At 71.0% G+C, this 18,642-nt stretch carries 19 protein-coding genes; 6 read left to right on the forward strand and 13 right to left on the reverse strand.

All coding sequences use genetic code 11. The features are described 5' to 3' along the window. Window positions 1-10 precede the first annotated feature (10 nt). Window positions 11-643: a sulfite oxidase-like oxidoreductase gene (locus E0F75_RS29905; RefSeq protein ID WP_229314076.1), complete on the reverse strand. Its 633-nt coding sequence runs from the start codon at window positions 641-643 to the stop codon at window positions 11-13. Window positions 644-820: 177 nt separating this feature from the next. Here E0F75_RS29905 and bfr point away from each other — a divergent pair, with 177 nt between their 5' ends. Next, window positions 821-1,297 (forward strand): bacterioferritin, encoded by a 477-nt coding sequence (bfr, locus tag E0F75_RS29910; RefSeq protein ID WP_030314454.1) that lies wholly within the window; start codon window positions 821-823, stop codon window positions 1,295-1,297. A gap of 9 nt (window positions 1,298-1,306) precedes the next feature. Here bfr and E0F75_RS29915 read toward each other — a convergent pair whose 3' ends face one another. Both E0F75_RS29915 and E0F75_RS29920 read right to left on the reverse strand, forming a co-directional pair. Continuing rightward, on the reverse strand, window positions 1,307-1,546 hold the full coding sequence (locus E0F75_RS29915; RefSeq protein WP_055598849.1) for a bacterioferritin-associated ferredoxin: 240 nt from the start codon (window positions 1,544-1,546) through the stop codon (window positions 1,307-1,309). Between the two features lie 132 nt (window positions 1,547-1,678). Next, entirely contained in the window at window positions 1,679-3,025 is a 1,347-nt protein-coding gene (locus E0F75_RS29920; RefSeq protein ID WP_229314077.1) for a class II 3-deoxy-7-phosphoheptulonate synthase, read from the reverse strand. Window positions 3,026-3,185: 160 nt separating this feature from the next. On the opposite strand from E0F75_RS29920, the gene E0F75_RS29925 reads away from it, so the two are divergent. From E0F75_RS29925 to E0F75_RS29930, 3 genes are all read left to right on the forward strand, one after another. Then, the gene (locus E0F75_RS29925; RefSeq protein WP_229314078.1) at window positions 3,186-5,963 is read left to right on the forward strand and encodes an N-acetylmuramoyl-L-alanine amidase; all 2,778 of its coding nucleotides are present in this window, start codon (window positions 3,186-3,188) and stop codon (window positions 5,961-5,963) included. A 93-nt stretch (window positions 5,964-6,056) separates the two neighbouring features. Continuing rightward, on the forward strand, window positions 6,057-6,113 hold the full coding sequence (locus tag E0F75_RS40775) for a trp operon leader peptide (RefSeq protein ID WP_073917353.1): 57 nt from the start codon (window positions 6,057-6,059) through the stop codon (window positions 6,111-6,113). 96 nt (window positions 6,114-6,209) lie between these two features. Then, window positions 6,210-8,081 carry an anthranilate synthase family protein gene (locus E0F75_RS29930; protein WP_229314079.1) on the forward strand — a complete coding sequence of 624 codons (1,872 nt, stop codon included), beginning with the start codon at window positions 6,210-6,212 and terminating at the stop codon, window positions 8,079-8,081. 14 nt (window positions 8,082-8,095) lie between these two features. Here E0F75_RS29930 and E0F75_RS29935 read toward each other — a convergent pair whose 3' ends face one another. The 4 genes from E0F75_RS29935 to E0F75_RS29950 all read right to left on the reverse strand — a co-directional run bounded on the left by E0F75_RS29935 (window position 8,096) and on the right by E0F75_RS29950 (window position 11,867). Next, window positions 8,096-9,094, reverse strand: coding sequence for a 2-hydroxyacid dehydrogenase (locus tag E0F75_RS29935; RefSeq protein WP_229314080.1), 999 nt, complete (start codon window positions 9,092-9,094; stop codon window positions 8,096-8,098). A gap of 107 nt (window positions 9,095-9,201) precedes the next feature. After that, window positions 9,202-9,876: a response regulator transcription factor gene (locus E0F75_RS29940; RefSeq protein ID WP_030314442.1), complete on the reverse strand. Its 675-nt coding sequence runs from the start codon at window positions 9,874-9,876 to the stop codon at window positions 9,202-9,204. Beyond that, window positions 9,873-11,087 (reverse strand): MacS family sensor histidine kinase, encoded by a 1,215-nt coding sequence (gene macS / locus E0F75_RS29945; RefSeq protein WP_229314081.1) that lies wholly within the window; start codon window positions 11,085-11,087, stop codon window positions 9,873-9,875. The genes E0F75_RS29940 and macS overlap by 4 nt, the downstream gene beginning before the upstream one ends. 48 nt (window positions 11,088-11,135) lie before the next feature. Then, window positions 11,136-11,867: a 1-acyl-sn-glycerol-3-phosphate acyltransferase gene (locus E0F75_RS29950; RefSeq protein WP_229314082.1), complete on the reverse strand. Its 732-nt coding sequence runs from the start codon at window positions 11,865-11,867 to the stop codon at window positions 11,136-11,138. A 200-nt stretch (window positions 11,868-12,067) separates the two neighbouring features. Here E0F75_RS29950 and E0F75_RS29955 point away from each other — a divergent pair, with 200 nt between their 5' ends. Both E0F75_RS29955 and E0F75_RS29960 read left to right on the forward strand, forming a co-directional pair. Continuing rightward, a complete protein-coding gene (locus E0F75_RS29955; RefSeq protein WP_229314083.1) occupies window positions 12,068-12,850 on the forward strand; it encodes a carboxylesterase in 783 nt (260 codons plus the stop codon). Beyond that, complete coding sequence (locus E0F75_RS29960) at window positions 12,843-13,532, forward strand: hypothetical protein (protein WP_229314084.1); 690 nt, start codon at window positions 12,843-12,845, stop codon at window positions 13,530-13,532. The genes E0F75_RS29955 and E0F75_RS29960 overlap by 8 nt, the downstream gene beginning before the upstream one ends. A 66-nt stretch (window positions 13,533-13,598) precedes the next feature. Here E0F75_RS29960 and E0F75_RS29965 read toward each other — a convergent pair whose 3' ends face one another. The 6 genes from E0F75_RS29965 to E0F75_RS29990 all read right to left on the reverse strand — a co-directional run bounded on the left by E0F75_RS29965 (window position 13,599) and on the right by E0F75_RS29990 (window position 18,468). Beyond that, a complete protein-coding gene (locus E0F75_RS29965) occupies window positions 13,599-14,345 on the reverse strand; it encodes an endonuclease/exonuclease/phosphatase family protein (RefSeq protein WP_229314085.1) in 747 nt (248 codons plus the stop codon). Between the two features lie 72 nt (window positions 14,346-14,417). Next, on the reverse strand, window positions 14,418-15,359 hold the full coding sequence (locus E0F75_RS29970; protein ID WP_229314086.1) for an ROK family glucokinase: 942 nt from the start codon (window positions 15,357-15,359) through the stop codon (window positions 14,418-14,420). A gap of 66 nt (window positions 15,360-15,425) precedes the next feature. Further along, the gene (locus E0F75_RS29975; RefSeq protein WP_229314087.1) at window positions 15,426-15,923 is read right to left on the reverse strand and encodes a DUF5304 domain-containing protein; all 498 of its coding nucleotides are present in this window, start codon (window positions 15,921-15,923) and stop codon (window positions 15,426-15,428) included. Window positions 15,924-15,966: 43 nt separating this feature from the next. Next, window positions 15,967-17,100, reverse strand: a complete 1,134-nt coding sequence (locus E0F75_RS29980) for an ArsA-related P-loop ATPase (RefSeq protein WP_229314088.1) — start codon at window positions 17,098-17,100, stop codon at window positions 15,967-15,969. Between the two features lie 66 nt (window positions 17,101-17,166). After that, on the reverse strand, window positions 17,167-17,610 hold the full coding sequence (locus E0F75_RS29985; protein WP_229314089.1) for an SRPBCC family protein: 444 nt from the start codon (window positions 17,608-17,610) through the stop codon (window positions 17,167-17,169). Window positions 17,611-17,700: 90 nt separating this feature from the next. After that, window positions 17,701-18,468 (reverse strand): metallophosphoesterase, encoded by a 768-nt coding sequence (locus tag E0F75_RS29990; RefSeq protein WP_229314090.1) that lies wholly within the window; start codon window positions 18,466-18,468, stop codon window positions 17,701-17,703. Between the last annotated feature and the right edge of the window lie 174 nt (window positions 18,469-18,642).

Here is an 18,642-nt window from a genome sequence, read left to right on the forward strand (position 1 = left end):
GTCCGGAGCGCTACAGCTCCGGGCCGTCTCCCGGTTCCTCCTGGTACGAGTACCGCTGCTCCGTCCAGGGGTCGCCGAGGTTGTGGTAGCCGCGCTCCTCCCAGAAGCCACGCCGGTCGGCGGCCATGTACTCGACGCCGCGGACCCACTTGGGGCCCTTCCAGGCGTACAGGTGCGGGACGACCAGGCGCAGCGGGAATCCGTGCTCGGCGGTGAGGAGCTCGCCGTCCATATGGGTGGCGAAGATCGAACGGTCGTCGGCGAAGTCGGCGAGCCGCATGTTGGCGCTGTAGCCGTATTCGGCCCAGACCATCACATGGGTGACCTGCGGCGCGGGCGGGGCGAGCTCGAGGACCGTACGGGCCGGGACGCCACCCCATTCGGCCCCGCGCATGCTGAATTTCGTGACGCAGTGCAGATCGGCCACGACCGAGGAGAACGGAAGGGCCGAGAACTCCTCGTGGTTCCAGCACCGCTTGTCGCCGTCGGCCGTCGCGCCGAAGACGCGGAACTCCCAGCGGTCCGGCTTGAACTTGGGGACGGGCCCGTAATGGGTGACCGGCCAGCCGCGCTGGAGCCGCTGACCCGGCGGAAGATCCGACTGCCCCGCTTCCCGGTGTACTCCGCTCTCCGTCCGACCCATGTCATCCATGGTGACAGACGGCGAGGGGTGGTCATGACCAGGAGACCTCCGGCCTGGCTCGATTCGGGCAACTCCCACTAAGCCTGCACTTACTGGACGCCCCCCATTCGGGGTGCGAGGATGCGGCCATCCTGCCCAGTGACGGCGTAGACACGCAACGTGGAAGGAGCCTCTGCGATGCAGGGCGACCCCGAGGTCCTCGAGTTTCTCAACGAGCAGCTGACCGGCGAGCTGACGGCCATCAACCAGTACTGGCTGCACTACCGCATCCAGGACAACAAGGGGTGGACGAAGCTCGCCAAGTACACGCGCGAAGAGTCCATCGATGAGATGAAGCACGCGGACAAGCTGACCGAGCGCATCCTGATGCTCGACGGCCTGCCCAATTACCAGCGCCTCTTCCACGTACGGGTCGGCCAGACCCTCACCGAGATGTTCCAGGCGGACCGCCAGGTCGAGGTCGAGGCCATCGACCGTCTGAAGCGCGGGATCGAGGTCATGCGGGCCAAGGGGGACATCACGTCCGCCAACCTCTTCGAGGAGATCCTGGCCGACGAGGAGCACCACATCGACTACCTGGACACGCAGCTGGAGCTGATCGAGTCCCTGGGTGAGGCCCTCTACATCTCGACGCTCATCGAGCAGCCGAGCTGAGGTTCCCCCCTAAGCGGCTTCCCCGAGTTCGGTGACGGTCTCCGCCGCCAGCGCGGGCATCCCCTGGTCCAGGAGGTCGCGTCGCGGGCAGTTGCCGCGGCCGAGGATGGCCTGAATGCGACGGACACAGGAACCGCAGTCCGTGCCGGCCTTGCAGGCCGAGGCGATCTGGCGGGGCGTGCAGGCGCCCGCGTCGGCATGCGCCTTGACCTGCTTCTCCGTCACTCCGAAGCATGAGCAGACGTACATCGCGGTTCACCTCCCGCCGTGATCGATAAGGCTAACCTAACCTTACCCGGCACCGAGGGACCATAAAAGCCCTGGCTACGACGATGGGGCGCGGATCACATGGATCCGCGCCCCATCGTCGTAGGTACCTACTTACTGATCGCGGTACATCTCCGCGACCAGGAAGGCCAGGTCGAGGGACTGGCTGCGGTTGAGACGCGGGTCGCAGGCCGTCTCGTAGCGCTGGTGCAGGTCGTCGACGAAGATCTCGTCGCCGCCGCCCACGCACTCGGTGACGTCGTCACCGGTGAGCTCGACGTGGATGCCGCCCGGGTGGGTGCCCAGCGCCTTGTGGACCTCGAAGAAGCCCTTGACCTCGTCGAGCACGTCGTCGAAGCGGCGCGTCTTGTGGCCGGAGGCGGCCTCGAAGGTGTTGCCGTGCATCGGGTCGGTGACCCAGGCGACGACCGCACCGGAGGCGGTGACCTTCTCGACCAGCTCGGGGAGCTTGTCGCGGACCTTGTCGGCGCCCATGCGGACGATGAAGGTCAGCCGGCCCGCCTCGCGGTCGGGGTCGAGACGGTCGATGTACGTCAGCGCCTCGTCGACCGAGGTGGACGGGCCCAGCTTGATGCCGATCGGGTTCGCGATGCGCGCGGCGAACTCGATGTGGGCGTGGTCGAGCTGGCGGGTGCGCTCGCCGACCCAGACCATGTGGCCGGAGGTGTCGTACAGCTTGCCGGTGCGCGAGTCCGTACGGGTGAGGGCGCCCTCGTAGTCGAGCAGCAGCGCCTCGTGGGAGGCGTAGAACTCGACGGCCTTGAACTCGGCCGGATCGGTGCCGCAGGCCTTCATGAAGTTGAGCGCGTTGTCGATCTCGCGGGCGAGCGCCTCGTAGCGCTGACCCGAGGGGGACGACCTCACGAAGTCCTGGTTCCAGGCGTGCACCTGGCGCAGGTCGGCGTAACCACCGGTGGTGAAGGCGCGCACCAGGTTGAGCGTGGAGGCGGAGGCGTTGTACATCCGCTTCAGGCGCTCGGGGTCCGGGATGCGGGACTTCTCGTCGAAGTCGAAGCCGTTGACGGAGTCGCCGCGGTAGGTCGGCAGGGTCACGCCGTCACGGGTCTCGGTGCCCTTGGAGCGGGGCTTCGAGTACTGGCCCGCGATACGGCCGACCTTCACGACGGGCACGGAGGCCGCGTAGGTGAGGACGGCACTCATCTGGAGCAGCGTCTTGAGCTTGGCCCTGATGTGGTCGGCGGACACGGCGTCGAAGGCCTCGGCGCAGTCGCCGCCCTGGAGCAGGAACGCCTCGCCACGGGCGACGGCTCCCATCCGGGCGCGCAGCTGGTCGCACTCGCCGGCGAAGACGAGCGGAGGATACGACTCGAGGTCCGCGATCACATCGCGCAGAGCCTCGGCATCGGGGTACTCGGGCTGCTGCGCCGCGGGCAGGTCTCGCCAGGTCGCCTTGGCGACGGCGTGGGTATCAGCGTTCACGGTCACACGGACCACACTACGGGGTTCTTCGTCCTGTCCTGTCCCCCTGCCCAGCGAGTGAGACGCGCGTCCGAAATGTCTCCCGCTGATATTCACGCCAACGAGTGGTGTTACCCTCTGGCCCGTTTCACAACACAACAGTCGAACCACAGGGGTGGGCGTGACCCAGAGGCATCGCAGGGACCGTAAGAAGAGACGACTCCTGTACGGAGCGGCGGCCGCCGTCGTCGCCACCGCCACGATCGGAACCCTCGCGGTCGCCTCTCCGGGCCTCCTCGGCGCGGCGGGCGACGACAAGGCTGCTGGTGACGCTTCCCTCCAGTCGCAGTTCGCAAACGCGGCGCGCGAGTTCGACGTGCCGCAGAACGTGCTGATGGCGGTGTCGTACCAGCAGACCCGCTGGGAGTCGCACGACGGCGAGCCGAGCACGACCGGCGCGTACAACGTCATGGGTCTGACGAAGGTCGACCCGGAGGACGTGCCGCAGAAGGTCACCGACGAGCAGATCGACCACTTCAACGGCTCCGGCCGGCCGGAGATCGAGAAGACCTTCGACCGCGCGAAGGTCCGGCAGATCCTGGAGAAGGCGCTCGTCGACACCGACGACCCCCGGCTCCACACCCTGGACAAGGGCGCCGAGCTGATCGACAGCTCCAGCGAGGCCGTCCAGAACGACACCGCCGCCTCCATCCGGGCCGGTGCCGCGCTGCTCGCCGACTACCAGAAGCAGGCCGGCGCCGAGCTGTCCGACGACGCGGGCGACTGGTACCCGGCCGTGGCCCGCTACAGCCAGTCCCCCGAGAAGAAGGGCGCCGACCTCTTCGCGAAGCGCGTCTTCGAGTCGATCCAGGAGGGCGAGCGGGCGGTCACCCTCGACGGCGAGCAGGTCGCCCTGCCGGCCGACCCGTCGGTCGAGCCGGTCAAGCCGTCGAACGTGCCGCTCGCGGCGACCTTCGCGAGCACGAACGCGGCCGCCGCGGTCCCCGAGTGCCCGTCGAGCCTGACCTGCGACGTCAAGCTGACCGTCCCCAACGCCGCGGGGAAGAAGAACTACACCGCGGCCGACCGCCCCAACCAGGGCGTCGACATCCGTCAGATCGTGATCCACGACACCGAGGGCTCCTACGAGGGCTCGCTCAAGGTGCTGACCGATCCGAACGGCGGGGGCAGTGCCCACTACCTGATCAGGGCCCAGGACGGCCAGGTCACCCAGATGCTCGAGAACAAGAATCTGGCGTGGCACGCGGGCAACTGGACCCACAACATGCACGCCATCGGCGTGGAGCACGAGGGCTACGCCATCAAGGAGGGGAGCTGGTACACCGAGCAGCAGTACCGTTCCTCCGCCGAACTGGTGAAGTTCCTGGCGAACAAGTACGGCGTGCCGATCGACCGTGAGCACATCATCGGCCACGACGAGGTGGCGCTCCAGACGGACACCGGCCTCGCCAACCTCCACTGGGACGCCGGCCCGTACTGGGACTGGAACTACTACATGTCCCTCCTGGGCGCCCCGCAGGGCGACAAGGGCGCGGGCGGCCTGCTCCGGGCCGGCCAGGTGGTCCGCGTGGTGCCGCCGTTCACCACGGACAACCAGCCGAAGCTGACCGTCGGCGGCACGGCCGTGCCCGCGCGTCCGGCCAACTTCGGCTACCTGTACACGACGCCGTCCGCGAGCGGGACGACGCTGAAGGACCCGTACTTCACCTCGGGAGCGAACGAGGGCTCGAACTACGGCAACAAGGTCCGCGCCGGCGGCACGTACGTCGTGGCGGAGGCCCAGAACAGCTGGACGGCGATCTGGTTCGCGGGCCAGAAGGCCTGGTTCTACAACCCCGGCGGCCAGTACACCGTGCCGGTGAACGCCACCACGGTGAAGGTGAAGTCGGGCGTGGCCCCGATCAGCGTCTACGGCCGGTCCTTCCCGGAGACCGCCGCCTACACCGCGGCAGGGCTCTCCGCGCCGGGTGACGAGAACGCCTCCCTGTCGAAGTTCTCCCTCCCCGTGGGCCAGGCCTATGTGAAGGCCGGCCCGGCGGTGAAGGGCGACGACTGGTTCGGCTCCGCCCAGAAGAACGTCATCGGCAGCACGCTGTTCGTGCCGATCCGCTACCACCACAAGATCGCCTGGGTGAAGCAGAGCGACATCGCGGAGGCCCCCGGGGCCACTCCCGTCGCCACGAACAACCGCTACAACCTGCTCGCCCGTGACACCTCCGGTGTCCTCTGGCAGTACCAGGGCACCGGCAGCGTCTCCGCCCCCTACCTGACCCGCTACCGGATCAGCGCCGGGTGGAACACGTACAACACCGTGACCCCGATGACCGCGCTGCGGGCGGACGGGACCGGGGACGTCATGGCGCGGGACACCACCGGCATCATGTGGTACTTCCCCGGCAGCGGCAACGCCTCGATGCCGTTCAAGTCCCGAATAAAGGTCAGCGCGGGCTGGCAGATCTACGACCGCATGGTCGGTGTCCGTGACATCACCGGCGACGGCAAGGCCGACCTGCTCGCGCGCGAGAAGTCGGGTGTCCTGTGGCTGTTCAAGGGCACCGGCACCCCGGCGACGCCGTTCGCCCCGCGGGTGAAGGTCAGCGCCGGCTGGACGATCTACAACGAGCTGGTCGGCACCGGTGACCTCACCGGCGACGGCAAGCCCGACGTCATGGCGCGGGACACCACCGGCGGCATGTGGATCTTCAAGGGCACCGGCACGAGCACCCTCTTCCAGCCCCGGCTGAAGATCAGCAACGGCTGGCAGAGCTACCTGAGCATGGTCGGTCCGAGCGACCTGAACAAGGACGGCAAGGTCGACTTCACCGCCCGGGACACCGCGGGTGTGCTGTGGACCTTCCCCGGCACCGGCACCAGCACCCTGTTCGCCCCGCGGGTGAAGGTCGGCGGCGGCTGGCAGATCTACAACCTGATCTTCTGATCGGGTAGTCGAACGGCCCACGGGGCCCGGCTCGCACCGTCCACGGTGCGGACCGGGCCCCGTTCCCGTGTCCGGCTGGGTTACAGTGCTCGCATGTACGCGTCGCAGATCCAGAACTGGTGGTGGACCGCTCATCCGGCGGCCCACTGATCGCGCGTACATCCGACGCACAGGCCGCCCCGAGGGGCGGCCTTTCTCGTACCCGGGCCGTTCCCCTCCGCACACCCACGGAAGGAACGACGGACCATGGACCTCTCCCGTCTCCTCGACGACTCCTGCCCGCCCTTCGCCCTGCTGCGCCGCCGCACCCCCGGCCGCGACCACGACACCGTCGAGGTGCTGATCGGCCGGGTCCACGAGGCCGAGCGCCTCGCGGAGCTGCCCGTGGGCCCGCGTCCGACGCTCGCCCTGGTGCCCTTCCGGCAGATCCGGGAGCGCGGCTTCGACGTCCGCGACGACGGCACCCCGCTCTCCGTGCTCGTCGCCGACGAGGTCCACGAGCTGCCGCTCGCCGAGGCCCTCCAGCAGCTCCCGGCGCACGACGTACGCGTCGAGAACGGCGGCTTCGACGTCTCCGACGAGGAGTACGCCGGGATCGTGCGGCGGGTCATCGACGAGGAGATCGGCTCCGGCGAGGGCGCGAACTTCGTCATCCGGCGGACGTACACCGGGGAGATCCCGGGCTTCGGGCGTGCCGACGCGCTGGCCCTGTTCCGGCGGCTGCTCGCCGGTGAGCGGGGTGCGTACTGGACCTTCGTCGTGCACACCGGCGACCGGACGCTCGTCGGGGCGAGCCCGGAGGTGCACGTCCGGATGTCGGGGGGCACGGTCGTGATGAACCCGATCAGCGGCACGTACCGCTACCCGGCCGGGGCCGCCCCGACCGCCGACGGCCTGCTCGCCTTCCTCGCCGACCGCAAGGAGACCGAGGAGCTGTCGATGGTGGTCGACGAGGAGCTCAAGATGATGTGCACGGTCGGCGACATGGGCGGGGTGGTGATCGGTCCCCGGCTGAAGGAGATGGCCCATCTCGCACACACCGAGTACGAGTTGCGGGGCCGTTCCAGCCTGGACGTGCGGGAGGTGCTGCGGGAGACGATGTTCGCGGCGACCGTCACCGGCTCGCCCGTGCAGAACGCCTGCCGGGTGATCGAGCGTCACGAGGCGGGCGGCCGCGGCTACTACGCGGGTGCCCTCGCCCTCCTCGGTACGGACGAGAGCGGCGCCCAGACCCTGGACTCCCCCATCCTGATCCGTACGGCCGACATCGCGGCGGACGGGCAGCTCGCGGTGCCGGTCGGCGCCACGCTCGTACGGCACTCGGACCCGGCGGGCGAGGTCGCCGAGACCCACGCCAAGGCGGCCGGGGTGCTCACCGCGCTCGGGGTACGGGAGGGCAGGCCGGCCGGCGGTTCGGCACCGGCCTCCGCGCCGCTCGCCGACGATCCCCGGGTACGGGCCGCCCTGGACGCGCGCCGGGCCGATCTCGCGCCGTTCTGGCTGAGGATGCAGGTCCGCTCGGCCGAACTGTCCGGCCACGCCCTGGTGATCGACGCCGAGGACACCTTCACGGCGATGCTCGCGCACGTCCTGCGCTCCTCGGGCCTCGATGTGTCGGTGCTCCGCTACGACGAGCCGGGGCTGCGCGAGCTCGCGCTCGCCCACGAGGGTCCGGTGGTCCTCGGCCCCGGCCCCGGGAACCCCTCGGACGCCGCCGACCCGAAGATGCGCTTCCTTCGCGCGCTCACGGCCGAGCTGGTCCGGGAGCACCGGCACGGCCTGCTCGGCGTCTGCCTCGGGCACGAGCTGATCGCCGCCGAGCTGGGTCTGGAGATCGTCCGCAAGCGGACCCCGTTCCAGGGGGCCCAGATGCGGATCGACCTCTTCGGGCAGCAGCGGAGGGTGGGCTTCTACAACAGCTTCACCGCCCGCTGCGACGACCGGACGGCGACGGAGCTGGCCCTGCACCGGATCGAGGTGAGCCGGGACGCGGAGACCGGTGAGGTGCACGCGCTGCGCGGGCCGGGCTTCGCCGGGGTGCAGTTCCACCCCGAGTCGGTGCTGACGACGGACGGCGCGGCCCTGACGGCCTCGCTCCTCGCCGGGGTGCTGGTCTAGGAGACCCTCGGGGTCTAGGAGACCCTCGGGACGAGGACGTTCTCGCTGCGCCGCCCGGCGGTGTAGTCGAGGACGTTCCGGACGGTGGTGTCGATGATCTGACCGACGGCGTCCTCGGTGTAGTACGCCTGGTGCGAGGTGACCACCACGTTCGGGAAGGTCACCAGACGCGCCAGGGTGTCGTCCTCGACGACCTCCAGGGACTTGTCGAGGAAGAAGAGCCCGGCCTCCGCCTCGTACACGTCGAGGCCCACGCCCGCGAAGCGGCCGGCCCGGAGTTCGGCGACGAGCGCCTCGGTGTCGACGAGTCCGCCGCGGCTGGAGTTCACCAGGATGGCGTCGTCCTTCATCGACCGGAGGGCGGCGGCGTCGATGAGGTGCTGGGTGGACGGGAGCAGCGGCACGTGGAGGCTGATGAGGTCGGCCTCGGCGAACAGCCGCTCCTTCTCGACGTACTTCATGCCGAGGTCGACGCAGGCGGGGTTCTCGGCGACGTCCCAGCCGAGGAGGTTCATGCCGAAGCCGTGCGCGATCCGGGTGAAGGCCTCGCCGATCTTGCCGGTGCCGAGGACACCGACGGTCCGGCCCCGCAGGTCACGGCCCATCAGTCCGTCGAGCCTGAAGTCGAAGTCGCGGGTCCGGTTGGAGGCGCGGACGATCCGGCGGTTGACGGCCATGGCGAGGGTCCAGGCGAACTCGGCGACGGAGTACGGCGAGTAGTACGAGACCCGGGCGACGGTGATGCCGAGACGCTCGGCGACCTCCAGGTCGATGTTGTTGAAGCCCGTGGAACGCTGGGCGATCATCTGCGTCCCGCCGGCGGCGAGGGTCTGCAGGACGCGGTGGTCCAGGCTGGCGTTGACGCTGGTGGAGACGATCTCGTAGCCGGCGGCGATGGGCGCGGTGTCCTCGGTGAGGAAGACGCTCAGACAGCGGACGTCGTGGTGCCCCGCGAAGGCCTTCTCGATGAGGGGCTTCTCGTCCGCCTGCACGCCGAATGCCAGGATTTCCACGAGATTCCCCTCAAAGGTGACAAACGGGCCGCATATCCGCGATACGTGCGAATATACGGCCCCTCATGTCGCCGTGCCCGGCATACGGGCGCACCGTGCCGGCCGCGTCAGGCGTCGTCGAGACCGCGCTCGATGGCGTACCGGACGAGCTCCACCCGGTTGTGCAGCTGGAGCTTGCCGAGGGTGTTCTGGACGTGGTTCTGCACCGTGCGGTGCGAGATCACCAGGCGCTCGGCGATCTGCTTGTAGCTGAGGCCCTTGGCGACGAGCCGCAGGACCTCCGTCTCGCGCTCGGTCAGCTGCGGGGCCTTCGGCTCGTCGGCGCCGGCCGCCGGTGCGGGCTCGGTCGCGAGCCTGCGGTACTCGCCGAGGACCAGTCCGGCGAGGCCGGGGGTGAAGACGGGGTCGCCGACCGCCGTCCGCCGTACGGCGTCGATCAGCTCCTCCGTACTCGCCGACTTGAGGAGGTAGCCGGTGGCGCCGGACTTGACCGCCTCCAGGACGTCCGCGTGCTCGCCGCTCGCCGAGAGGACCAGGACCCGCAGCCCCGGCCGGCCGCCGACGAGCTCCTTGCAGACCTGGACGCCCGGCTTCACCGGCAGGTTCAGGTCCAGGACGAGGACGTCGGGCAGGACCGCGAGGGCGCGGCGCACCGCCTGCTCGCCGTCGCCCGCCGTGGCGACCACGTCCAGGCCCGCCTCGGCCAGATCGCGGGCGACCGCGTCCCGCCACATCGGATGGTCGTCCACGACCATCACTCTGATCTGCTGCTGCTCGCTCATCTTCCTTGTCCTGCCTTCCCCCGTGGAATCTTCAACTCGACTTCCGTGCCCTGCCCGGGGACCGAGATCAGCTCGGCCGAGCCGCCCAGATCCCGCAGTCTCCCCCGGATGGAGAGGGCGACGCCCATCCGGCCCTCGCCCCACGCCTCGGCGAGGCGGCCCTCCGGGATGCCGGGGCCGTCGTCCCGGACGGTGACGATCACCTCGTCCGGCCAGTCCTCGACCAGGATCCACGCGTTCGCGTCCTCCCCGGCGTGCACCCGCACATTGTCCAGGGCGGCGCCGACGGCGGCGGCCAGCTCACGGGCGGCGGGGGGCGCGAGGAGCACGGGCGCGCCCGGCTCGGAGAGGGTGACCTTCGCCCCGGCGCGCGGGGCGAGCAGCAGCCTCAGGTCCACGGGGGAGTCGTCGTCGTGTTCCTCGTCCACCTCGACGACCCGGACGACTGCGCCCTCGGACTCGTCCTCGGAGACCAGGCTGGGGCGGATGAGGCCGCCGGCCACGAGGGTCCGGAGGGCCACCTCCTGCTCCCCCGCCATCCGTCCGAGGTCGGCGGCCTCGCCGCCGAGGGCGGTGCCGCGCCGCTGTACCATCGCGAGGACCTGCAGGACGCTGTCGTGGATGTCGCGGGCGAGGCGCTCCCGCTCGCGGGTCGCGGCCTCGATCTCCAGGGCGCGGGCGAGGGTGCGCTCGGAGGCGCGGGCGACCTCGACGACGTAGCCGATGGCGATGGAGGCCACCCAGACGAGGAGGACGTTGTGGAGGGTGTCCCGGCTGGGGTGGCCGCGTTCGATGATGTTGGCGACGGCGACGAGGGAGGAGGCGACACCGGCCCAGCGCCAGCCGCCCTTGATCGCGTACGCGAGGACGGATCCGGCGGTCCATATCGACGGCAGGGTGGGGCCCTCGATGGTCTGGGCGTGGGTGTCGGCGAGCGGGGTGAGGAGGATGCCGACGAGTGCGATGGTGAGGTCGGCGCCGAGGAAGCGCTTGGTGCAGCTGGCCGCGTTCGCCACCTTGGGGAGGGTCGCGAGGGTCCAGACGCACATCACCGCCAGGAAGACGACGGCGATCCAGGGCCGCTCGTACCGGTCACGGCCGAACGCGAACAGCAGGACCGCGTAGACCATGGTCAGGACGCGGTAGCCGGTCAGTGCCCGCCACAACGGCTGCTCGACCGACATGCGCACGACACGCTCGCGCTTGGCCATCTCCCCCACCCCCGGCCGTCCCGTACGGGACGGCTGACCGCCGGACGCCTACGCGCCGGACTCTTCCCGAGCGGCGATCTCGGCCTTCACGGCCTCCTTGGCCGCCTTCTCCGCGTCCGCGATCTGCCGCTTGGCGGCGGTCGCGTAGATGTCGACGTACTCCTGGCCGGACAGCTTCATGATCTCGTACATGACCTCGTCGGTCACCGAGCGGAGGATGAAGCGGTCCCCCTCCATGCCCTGGTAGCGGGTGAAGTCCAGCGGCTTGCCGATCCGGATCCCCGGGCGCATCAGCTTGGGGACGACCTTGCCGGGCGGCTGGATCTTCTCGGTGTCGATCATGGCGACCGGGATCACCGGCGCGCCGGTGGCCAGGGCCACGCGCGCGAGCCCGCCGGGCTTGCCGCGGTAGAGGCGGCCGTCGGGCGAGCGGGTGCCCTCGGGGTAGATCCCGAAGAGGCCGCCGTTCTCGATGACGTCGATACCGGCCCTGATCGCCGCCTCGCCCGCGCCGCGGGCACCCGAACGGTCCACCGGAAGCTGGCCGACACCCTTGAAGAAGGCGGCCGTGAGCCTGCCCTTCACACCCGGCGAGGTGAAGTACTCCGCCTTGGCGATGAAGGTGACCTTGCGGTCGAGCACGGCGGGCAGGAAGAAGGAGTCGGAGAACGACAGGTGGTTGCTCGCCAGGATCGCGGGCCCCTCGGCGGGAATGTTCTCCAGACCCTCCACCCAGGGCCGGAAGGCAAGCTTCAGGGACCCTCCGAGGGAGAACTTCATTGCGCCGTAGATCAACTCGCCATGCCTTCCGTGTGCCGTCGCGACGACTTTATCCCGTACCGGCGTACGGCCCCCGCTACGGCCCTGGTCGGTGTCGGTCCGGTCGCGTACCGTGAAGGTCCTTCCCCATTTTCCGTCGCTTCGGCGCACCCAGGGCGCACCCGAAGGCGAACGCGAAGTCGAGCGAACAGGAGACCCCGGTGCCGGTCCTTCCCGGAGCCGAGCCGTACCGCCATGAAGGCGGAGAGGTCGGCGTCCTTCTCTGTCACGGATTCACCGGTTCCCCGCAGTCGCTGCGCCCGTGGGCCGAGTATCTGGCCGCGCGCGGTCTGACGGTGTCACTGCCGCTGCTGCCCGGCCACGGCACCCGCTGGCAGGACATGCAGCTCACCACATGGCACGACTGGTACGCCGAGGTCGACCGGGCGCTGAGCGAGCTCCTGGAGCGGTGCGCGACCGTCTTCGTCTTCGGCCTCTCCATGGGCGGGGCGCTGACCCTGCGGCTCGCCGCGCGGCACGGGGACGCCGTGAAGGGCATCGTCCTGGTCAACCCGGGCAACAAGGTGCACGGCCTGGCGGCGTACGCGCTGCCGGTCGCCCGTCATCTGGTCCCCTCGACCAAGGGCATCGCCAGCGACATCGCCAAGGAGGGCGTCACCGAGGTCGGCTACGACCGGGTGCCGCTGCACGCGGCGCACTCCCTGCGCCGGTTCTTCCAGACCGTGGACGCGGAGCTTCCGCAGGTCACACAGCCGGTGGTGTTGCTCCACAGCCCCCAGGACCATGTCGTGCCGCCCGTCGACTCGGCCCGGATCCTCTCCCGGATCTCCTCGACGGACGTCAAGGAGATCCTGCTGGAACAGAGCTACCACGTGGCGACGTTGGACCATGACGCGGAGCGGATCTTCGACGAGAGCCTGGCCTTCGTCGAGCGTCTCGCGCCGGGTCTGGTCGACGAACAGGGGAGCAGGAGCGGTGGCTGAGGAGCAGGACGGCGGCGGGCGGGAGCCGCAGCCCATCGACGAGGAGGCGGCCTGGGCCGCGATCGTCGCGGGGTACGGCGATGAGCCGGCGGACCCGCCGGGTGCGAAGCCGTACCGGACCGTCGAGAACCTGTCGCTCCCGGAGCCGGAGGCCGACGGCGACGAGGACGAGGGCGCCGGAGAGGTCCGGCCGGTGAAGCCGGCGCCTTCCGCCGGGAAGGGCACGCCCTGGAAGCCGAGGCCGACGACCGGCGGGACGTCGCCGGAGGCCGGCGCCGACGAGGAGCCCGGGGCGGAGGAGGAGCCCGAGGCGGGTCCCGAGCGGCCCGCGCTCGGCAGCTCCGTCGTCTTCGCGCCCGGCGTCCGCCCCGCCGGCCCCCGCGACTACTCCCCCGCCGAAGCGGACGACGCGCCCGGCGGCTCCGACGAGGGCCATTTCGTACCGCCGGAGCCGCCCCCGCTGCCCGAGGCGGACGTGACGACCAGGTTCGCCTGGCTGGCCGTGGTCGGCGGCCCGGTGCTGATGCTGGTCGCCGTGCTGCTCAGCTGGGACATGACCTGGTGGCTGACCACGCTGTGCATCGGCGGCTTCCTCGGCGGCTTCGCGACCCTGGTGGGCCGTATGAAGCACGACGACGATGACGACGGCTTCGACGACCCGGGCCGCGGCGCGGTCGTCTGACCGTCCTGACGCCGGACCCCGTCCGGCGTCAGGACGCCTTTCCCCCGGCCGACGGCGGTGCGGGCCTCAGGGCGCCGCGGGCACCCGCACCGCCGCCAGCACCGGAAGGTGATCGGTGGCGGCCCGCAGATCCGCCGGGTCGAGCTCCGTCGGCACCCCGCAGCCGAGGAACTCGACCCCCGGGGTGGCGAGGATCGCGTCGATCCGCTGGTGCGGATCGGCGGGGGTCGAGGTGTACGCGCCTCCCCAGGGGCTGACCTCCCAGCCGTCCCGGAGCTCCTTCGCCAGCCGCCGGAAGGCGGGCCCGTCGGGCCGCTCGTTGAGGTCCCCGGCGACCAGGGTGTACGGGGTCCCCAGGGCGGCGACCCGGTCGAGGACCATCCCGGCCTGGGCGTACCGCTCGTCCCTCCGCAGGCTCAGATGGCAGCTGATGAGACCGACCCGGGCCCCGGCGAAGCGGACGACGGCGGTCGCGAGACCGCGCCGGTGCAGGCCCGGGGTGAGCGGCAGCAGGACGTCCTCGGTGCGTTCCACCGTGGCCCGCAGGGAGCAGAGCAGCATCGGTCCGGCCGCGGTGGCACCGCCGCTCAGCATGACGAGCTCGCTCTTGGCCGCGAGCCGGGCGGCGTGTTTGCGCCAGCGGAAGAAGCGCGGGGCCTCCTGGACGAAGACGAGGTCCGGGTCGCAGGCCCGGATGACCCGGGCGAGGGCGTCCTCGTCGTCGCGCATCGAGCGCACGTTGTAGCTGAGGACCCGGAGGACGGCCGAACCGTCCTCCTCGGTGCGGGAGTTGGGCAGCTCACTGATCGCCATGACACGTAACGTACGACAACCGCCCGCCGCGTCCACAGGGACGCGACGGGCGGTTGCCGTACGAGGGACCGCTCAGCCCTGGCGGGCGAGGTCCGCCGCGCCGACCAGACCGGCCTTGTTGCCGAGCCGGGCCGCGAGGACCTGCGCGTGCGGGCGCCACTGGCCGCCGATCAGCCAGCGCCGGAAGGACTTCCGGATCGGGTCGAGGACCAGATCGCCCTCGTCCGAGACACCGCCGCCGACGATGAACGCCGAGGGGTCGAACAGCGAGGCCAGGTCCGCGAGGCCGGCACCGGCCCAGCGGGCCAGTTCGCGGAAGGAGTCGACGGCGACCGGGTCGCCGGCGCGGGCGGCCTGGCTGACGTGCCGGCCCTCGATGCCCTCGGGGGTGCCGTCGCCGAGCCCGAGGAGGACCTCGGCCCGCTCGGGGGTGGCGTTGGCGCGCTGCTTGGCGTAGCGGACGAGCGCGCGCCCGGAGGCGTACTGCTCCCAGCAGCCCTGGCTGCCGCAGCCGCACAGCAGACCGTCCGGGACGACCCGGATGTGACCGAACTCGGCGGCCACGCCGAAGCGTCCGCGGCGCAGCTTGTTGCCGATGATGATGCCGCCGCCGAGGCCGGTGCCGAGGGTGATGCAGATGACGTCCTCGTGGCCCTGGCCGGCGCCGAACTTGTACTCGCCCCAGGCCGCCGCGTTGGCGTCGTTCTCGACGACGACGGGCAGGCCGACCCGCTGCTCGACCTTGTCCTTGAGCGGCTCGTGCCGCCAGTCGATGTTCGGCGCGAAGAGGACGGTGGCGCGCTTGTCGTCGACGTAGCCCGCGGCACCGATGCCGACGGCCTCGATCGTGTGGCCCTTGCCGGCCTCGGACACGGCCGCGCAGATCGCGTCGACGATGCCTTCGGGGGTCGGCGGGGTGGGCACCTTGTGCGTGTCGAGGATGTTGCCCTCCTCGTCGACCACGCCGGCCGCGATCTTCGTGCCGCCGATGTCGACGCCGATGGTGAGTCCCATGTGTCCCTCAGTTTTCGGTCGAGCCCCGCTAAGGCCCACCGTACCCGAGGGGGACGGGCGTCCCGATCAGTCGAGGTCGATGTGCTGGCCGGTTCCCGGCCCCTCGTCGTCCTTGCGGTCCTCCGCACCGGCGTCGCCGTCGGTGCCCTTGTCCGCCTTGCCCCCCGCCCCGTCCGCGTCCCGGCGCGGGTCGCGCGGGTCGTCGGGGGTCACCTTCTCGTCGCGCGTCCACCGGGTCTCGTGGGACTCGACGGCGGAGCGGTAGGCGGCGAGCAGTTCGTTCCCGGCGGCGGCGAGGTGGTCGAAGACCTGCGGGTTGCGCTCGATGACGGGCTCGACGACCGACTTCGCCTGGTTGACGAGCTGCTGCACGGTCTGCGCGGCCTGGCCGGCGAGCAGCGGGTTCCCGAGGCCCCCGGAGACCTTGTCGGCGACGGCCTCGAAGAGCTTGCGGAACTCGTCGGCGGCGGAGCCGGTGTCCGCCCCGCGCTGCGCCCGACGGCGGGCCTTCTCCGCCTCCAGGTCCTCGGCGCACGCCTTGGCCCAGGCGTCCGAATCGCTCATGGCGTACTCCTCACTGGCTGGTACTTCGACGGTACACGCCCCCTCAGGGGGTACGGGGCCAGAGACCGGGGTCGGGGGTGAAGCGCACCCGGAGGTCCCCCTCGACGAGTCCCGCGCCAGTGACGGTGCAGCGGCGCAGGGCGGCCGGCAGGGGCACGTTGCGGCGGAAGGCGCCGACGGTCAGGAGCAGTTCGTCACCCCTGCGGACGAGGGACAGATCCTCCTTGACGGCCCCGGGGAGGCCGATGTGCCACACCAGGACGCCGTCCTCCTCCCGGCGGTCCTCGACGGACCACGCCGGTACGGGGTCGGGGACGGCCGCCGGGCGCCGGGCGGGCGCGAGCAGCACGAGGTCCTCGGGTCCGCGGGGGTCCCGGCCGAGGTGCGGTAGCACGTCGACCACGTCGAAGGCGGTACGGAGCTCCGCGAGGTGCCGGTGCTGCCGGGTGGTGAGTCCGGTGAGCCAGGGGTCCTCGGACTCGGCGGGCAGCAGCCGGTTGGCGACGACGGAGTCGAGGGCGAGGCGCTGGAGGGCGAGGCCGAGCCGGGCGGTGCGCAGGGCGCGGACGGCGGGGGGGCCGGGTTCGAGGACCAGCCGGACGCTGGTGGTGGGGGCGTCGACGACGGCCTGGACGGCGGCCAGCTCGGTCTCCCAGCGCCCGGTGGTCTCGTACAGCCACTGCGCGGGCATCGGGACCCCGGCGAGCTGGGCGAGCATCGGGCGCAGGGCGCGGGCGGCCTGCCGTTCCGGCGGCAGGAGGCGGCGCAGATAGCGGCGGAGCTGCTCGGGCAGGGCGAGGAGGGCGAGGGCCTCGGCGAGCGGCGGCAGGTCGACCACGGCGAGCTCGTGGTCGCCCTCGGCGGCGTCGCGCAGGGCGCGCAGCAGGGCGAACTGGCGGCTGCCGGGGAGTTCGGTGAGCTCGGCGTCCTCGAAGGGCGCGGCGCCCAGCAGGTCGAGGGCGGTGGATGAGCGGGCCTGGAGGGCGAGGAACTCACGGCGGAAGTCACCCGCCGGCCGGGGGCGCAGGACGCGGAGTCCGTCCTGGGCCGGCAGCGGCTCGACGTCCTCGGAGACGAGCAGGACCCGGCGGCCCGCCCGCGCCTCGGCGAGGGCGGTCGCGGCGGCGACGGTGGTGCGACCGGCGCCGCCGGACCCGGTGACAAGGATGATCCGCATGCGGAGGACGTTACCCGCGCCCTCCCGACGCTCGGACGGGAGGACGTGACCGGCCCCCTGCGGGGCTCACGCGCCGGATTCGACGCGCTTCTTCAGGCCCGCGAGCGCCCGGTCGATGATGACCTTCTCCGCCTTGCGCTTGATCATGCCGAGCATCGGGATCTTCACGTCGACCGTCAGCTGGTACGTGACCTCCGTGCGGTCACCGCCGCCCACCGCCGCCAGCCGGTACGACCCGTCGAGGGACCGCAGCATCTGGGACTTGACCAGCGTCCAGCTGACCTCGTCGCCTCCGGTCCAGGTGTACGCGAGGGTGTGGTCGTCCTTGATCGCGCCGGCGTCGAGGAGCAGCCGCACCTTCTCGGCGCGGCCGGCCTCGTCGGTCTCCAGGACCTCGGCCTCCTTCACCTCGCCCGTCCACTCGGGGTAGCGGGCGAAGTCGGCGATCACGCCCATGACGTCGGCCGGTGCCGCCTCGATGGTGATGCTCGAGCTGGTGTGTTCGGCCATCGTGGTGGCTCCTCCACTGTGCGGTCCGGCGGAAGTAAAAGGGGCACAAGCGTGCCGACGGAAGGCTATCGCGCTGTGACGCGGGGCCCGTCACCACTCCAGGGCGAAGGGCCTGCCCGTCGAGGCGAAGTGGCCGACGTTCACGCACTCGGTCGACGCGATCCGCATCCGCCGGGCCAGCGGCTGGTGGACGTGGCCGAACAGGGCGTAGCGGGGCCTGGTGCGCCGGATGGCGTCGAGCAGGGCGCGGCTGCCGCGCTCGAAGCGGCGGGCGACGGTGTCGTACGTCAGGTCCGGCACGTCGGGCGGGATGTGGGAGCAGAGCACGTCGACCTCGCCGAGCGCCTCGACCTTCGCCGCGTACTCCTCGTCGGAGATCTCGTACGGCGTGCGCATGGGGGTGCGCAGACCGCCGCCGACGAAGCCGAAGACGAGGCCGCCGACCTCGACCCGCTCGCCGTCGAGGACGGTCGTCCCGGGCCGGGCGAATTCGGGCCAGAAGCGGGGGATGTCGACGTTGCCGTAGGTGGCGTACGTCGGGGTGGGGAAGGCGGCGAAGAGTTCGGCGTACTGGCGGCGGACCGCGCCCTCGATCGCGGTCTCGCGGTCGACGTCGAGCTCGGCCCAGAGGCGACGTCCCAGGTCACGGGCCTCGTCGAAGCGTCGGGCAGTGCGCAGCTCGACCAGCCGGTCGGCGTTCTCGACGCCGAAGAGGTCGGGGAAGATCCCGCGGCTGTGGTCGGCGTAGTCGAGGAAGAGGACCAGGTCCCCCAGGCATATCAGGGCGTCGGCCCCGTCCCCCGCCCTGGCGAGGTCTCCGGCGTTGCCGTGCACGTCACTGACCACATGGACTCGCATGGGCCCACCTTAGGGGGTGTCACCTGCGGTTACTTCCGAGTCTGGAAACCTGTGGATTACTGTGCGGAGAGCACCGCCACACATGTGTGACGCACGGAACATCTGGCCGGAACCCCCTATCCGGAACCATGTACTGATGGGTAACGTCCGGGCAGTCCAGTCGTGCTCTCCCCC

The sequence above is a fragment of the Streptomyces sp. CB02980 genome, assembly GCF_014451325.2.
GTDB lineage: Bacteria > Actinomycetota > Actinomycetes > Streptomycetales > Streptomycetaceae > Streptomyces.

Excerpts from the sequence above, each read along its gene's own strand:
- E0F75_RS29980 (WP_229314088.1), bottom strand. The coding sequence starts at position 17,100 with ATGCGGATCATCCTTGTCACCGGGTCCGGCGGCGCCGGTCGCACCACC.
- E0F75_RS29905 (WP_229314076.1), bottom strand. The coding sequence starts at position 643 with ATGGGTCGGACGGAGAGCGGAGTACACCGGGAAGCGGGGCAGTCGGAT.
- E0F75_RS29930 (WP_229314079.1), top strand. The coding sequence starts at position 6,210 with ATGGACCTCTCCCGTCTCCTCGACGACTCCTGCCCGCCCTTCGCCCTG.
- E0F75_RS29975 (WP_229314087.1), bottom strand. The coding sequence starts at position 15,923 with ATGAGCGATTCGGACGCCTGGGCCAAGGCGTGCGCCGAGGACCTGGAG.
- E0F75_RS29990 (WP_229314090.1), bottom strand. The coding sequence starts at position 18,468 with ATGCGAGTCCATGTGGTCAGTGACGTGCACGGCAACGCCGGAGACCTC.
- E0F75_RS29985 (WP_229314089.1), bottom strand. The coding sequence starts at position 17,610 with ATGGCCGAACACACCAGCTCGAGCATCACCATCGAGGCGGCACCGGCC.
- E0F75_RS29965 (WP_229314085.1), bottom strand. The coding sequence starts at position 14,345 with ATGGCGATCAGTGAGCTGCCCAACTCCCGCACCGAGGAGGACGGTTCG.
- E0F75_RS29915 (WP_055598849.1), bottom strand. The coding sequence starts at position 1,546 with ATGTACGTCTGCTCATGCTTCGGAGTGACGGAGAAGCAGGTCAAGGCG.
- macS (WP_229314081.1), bottom strand. The coding sequence starts at position 11,087 with ATGGCCAAGCGCGAGCGTGTCGTGCGCATGTCGGTCGAGCAGCCGTTG.
- E0F75_RS29970 (WP_229314086.1), bottom strand. The coding sequence starts at position 15,359 with ATGGGACTCACCATCGGCGTCGACATCGGCGGCACGAAGATCGCGGCC.
- E0F75_RS29950 (WP_229314082.1), bottom strand. The coding sequence starts at position 11,867 with ATGAAGTTCTCCCTCGGAGGGTCCCTGAAGCTTGCCTTCCGGCCCTGG.
- E0F75_RS29940 (WP_030314442.1), bottom strand. The coding sequence starts at position 9,876 with ATGAGCGAGCAGCAGCAGATCAGAGTGATGGTCGTGGACGACCATCCG.
- bfr (WP_030314454.1), top strand. The coding sequence starts at position 821 with ATGCAGGGCGACCCCGAGGTCCTCGAGTTTCTCAACGAGCAGCTGACC.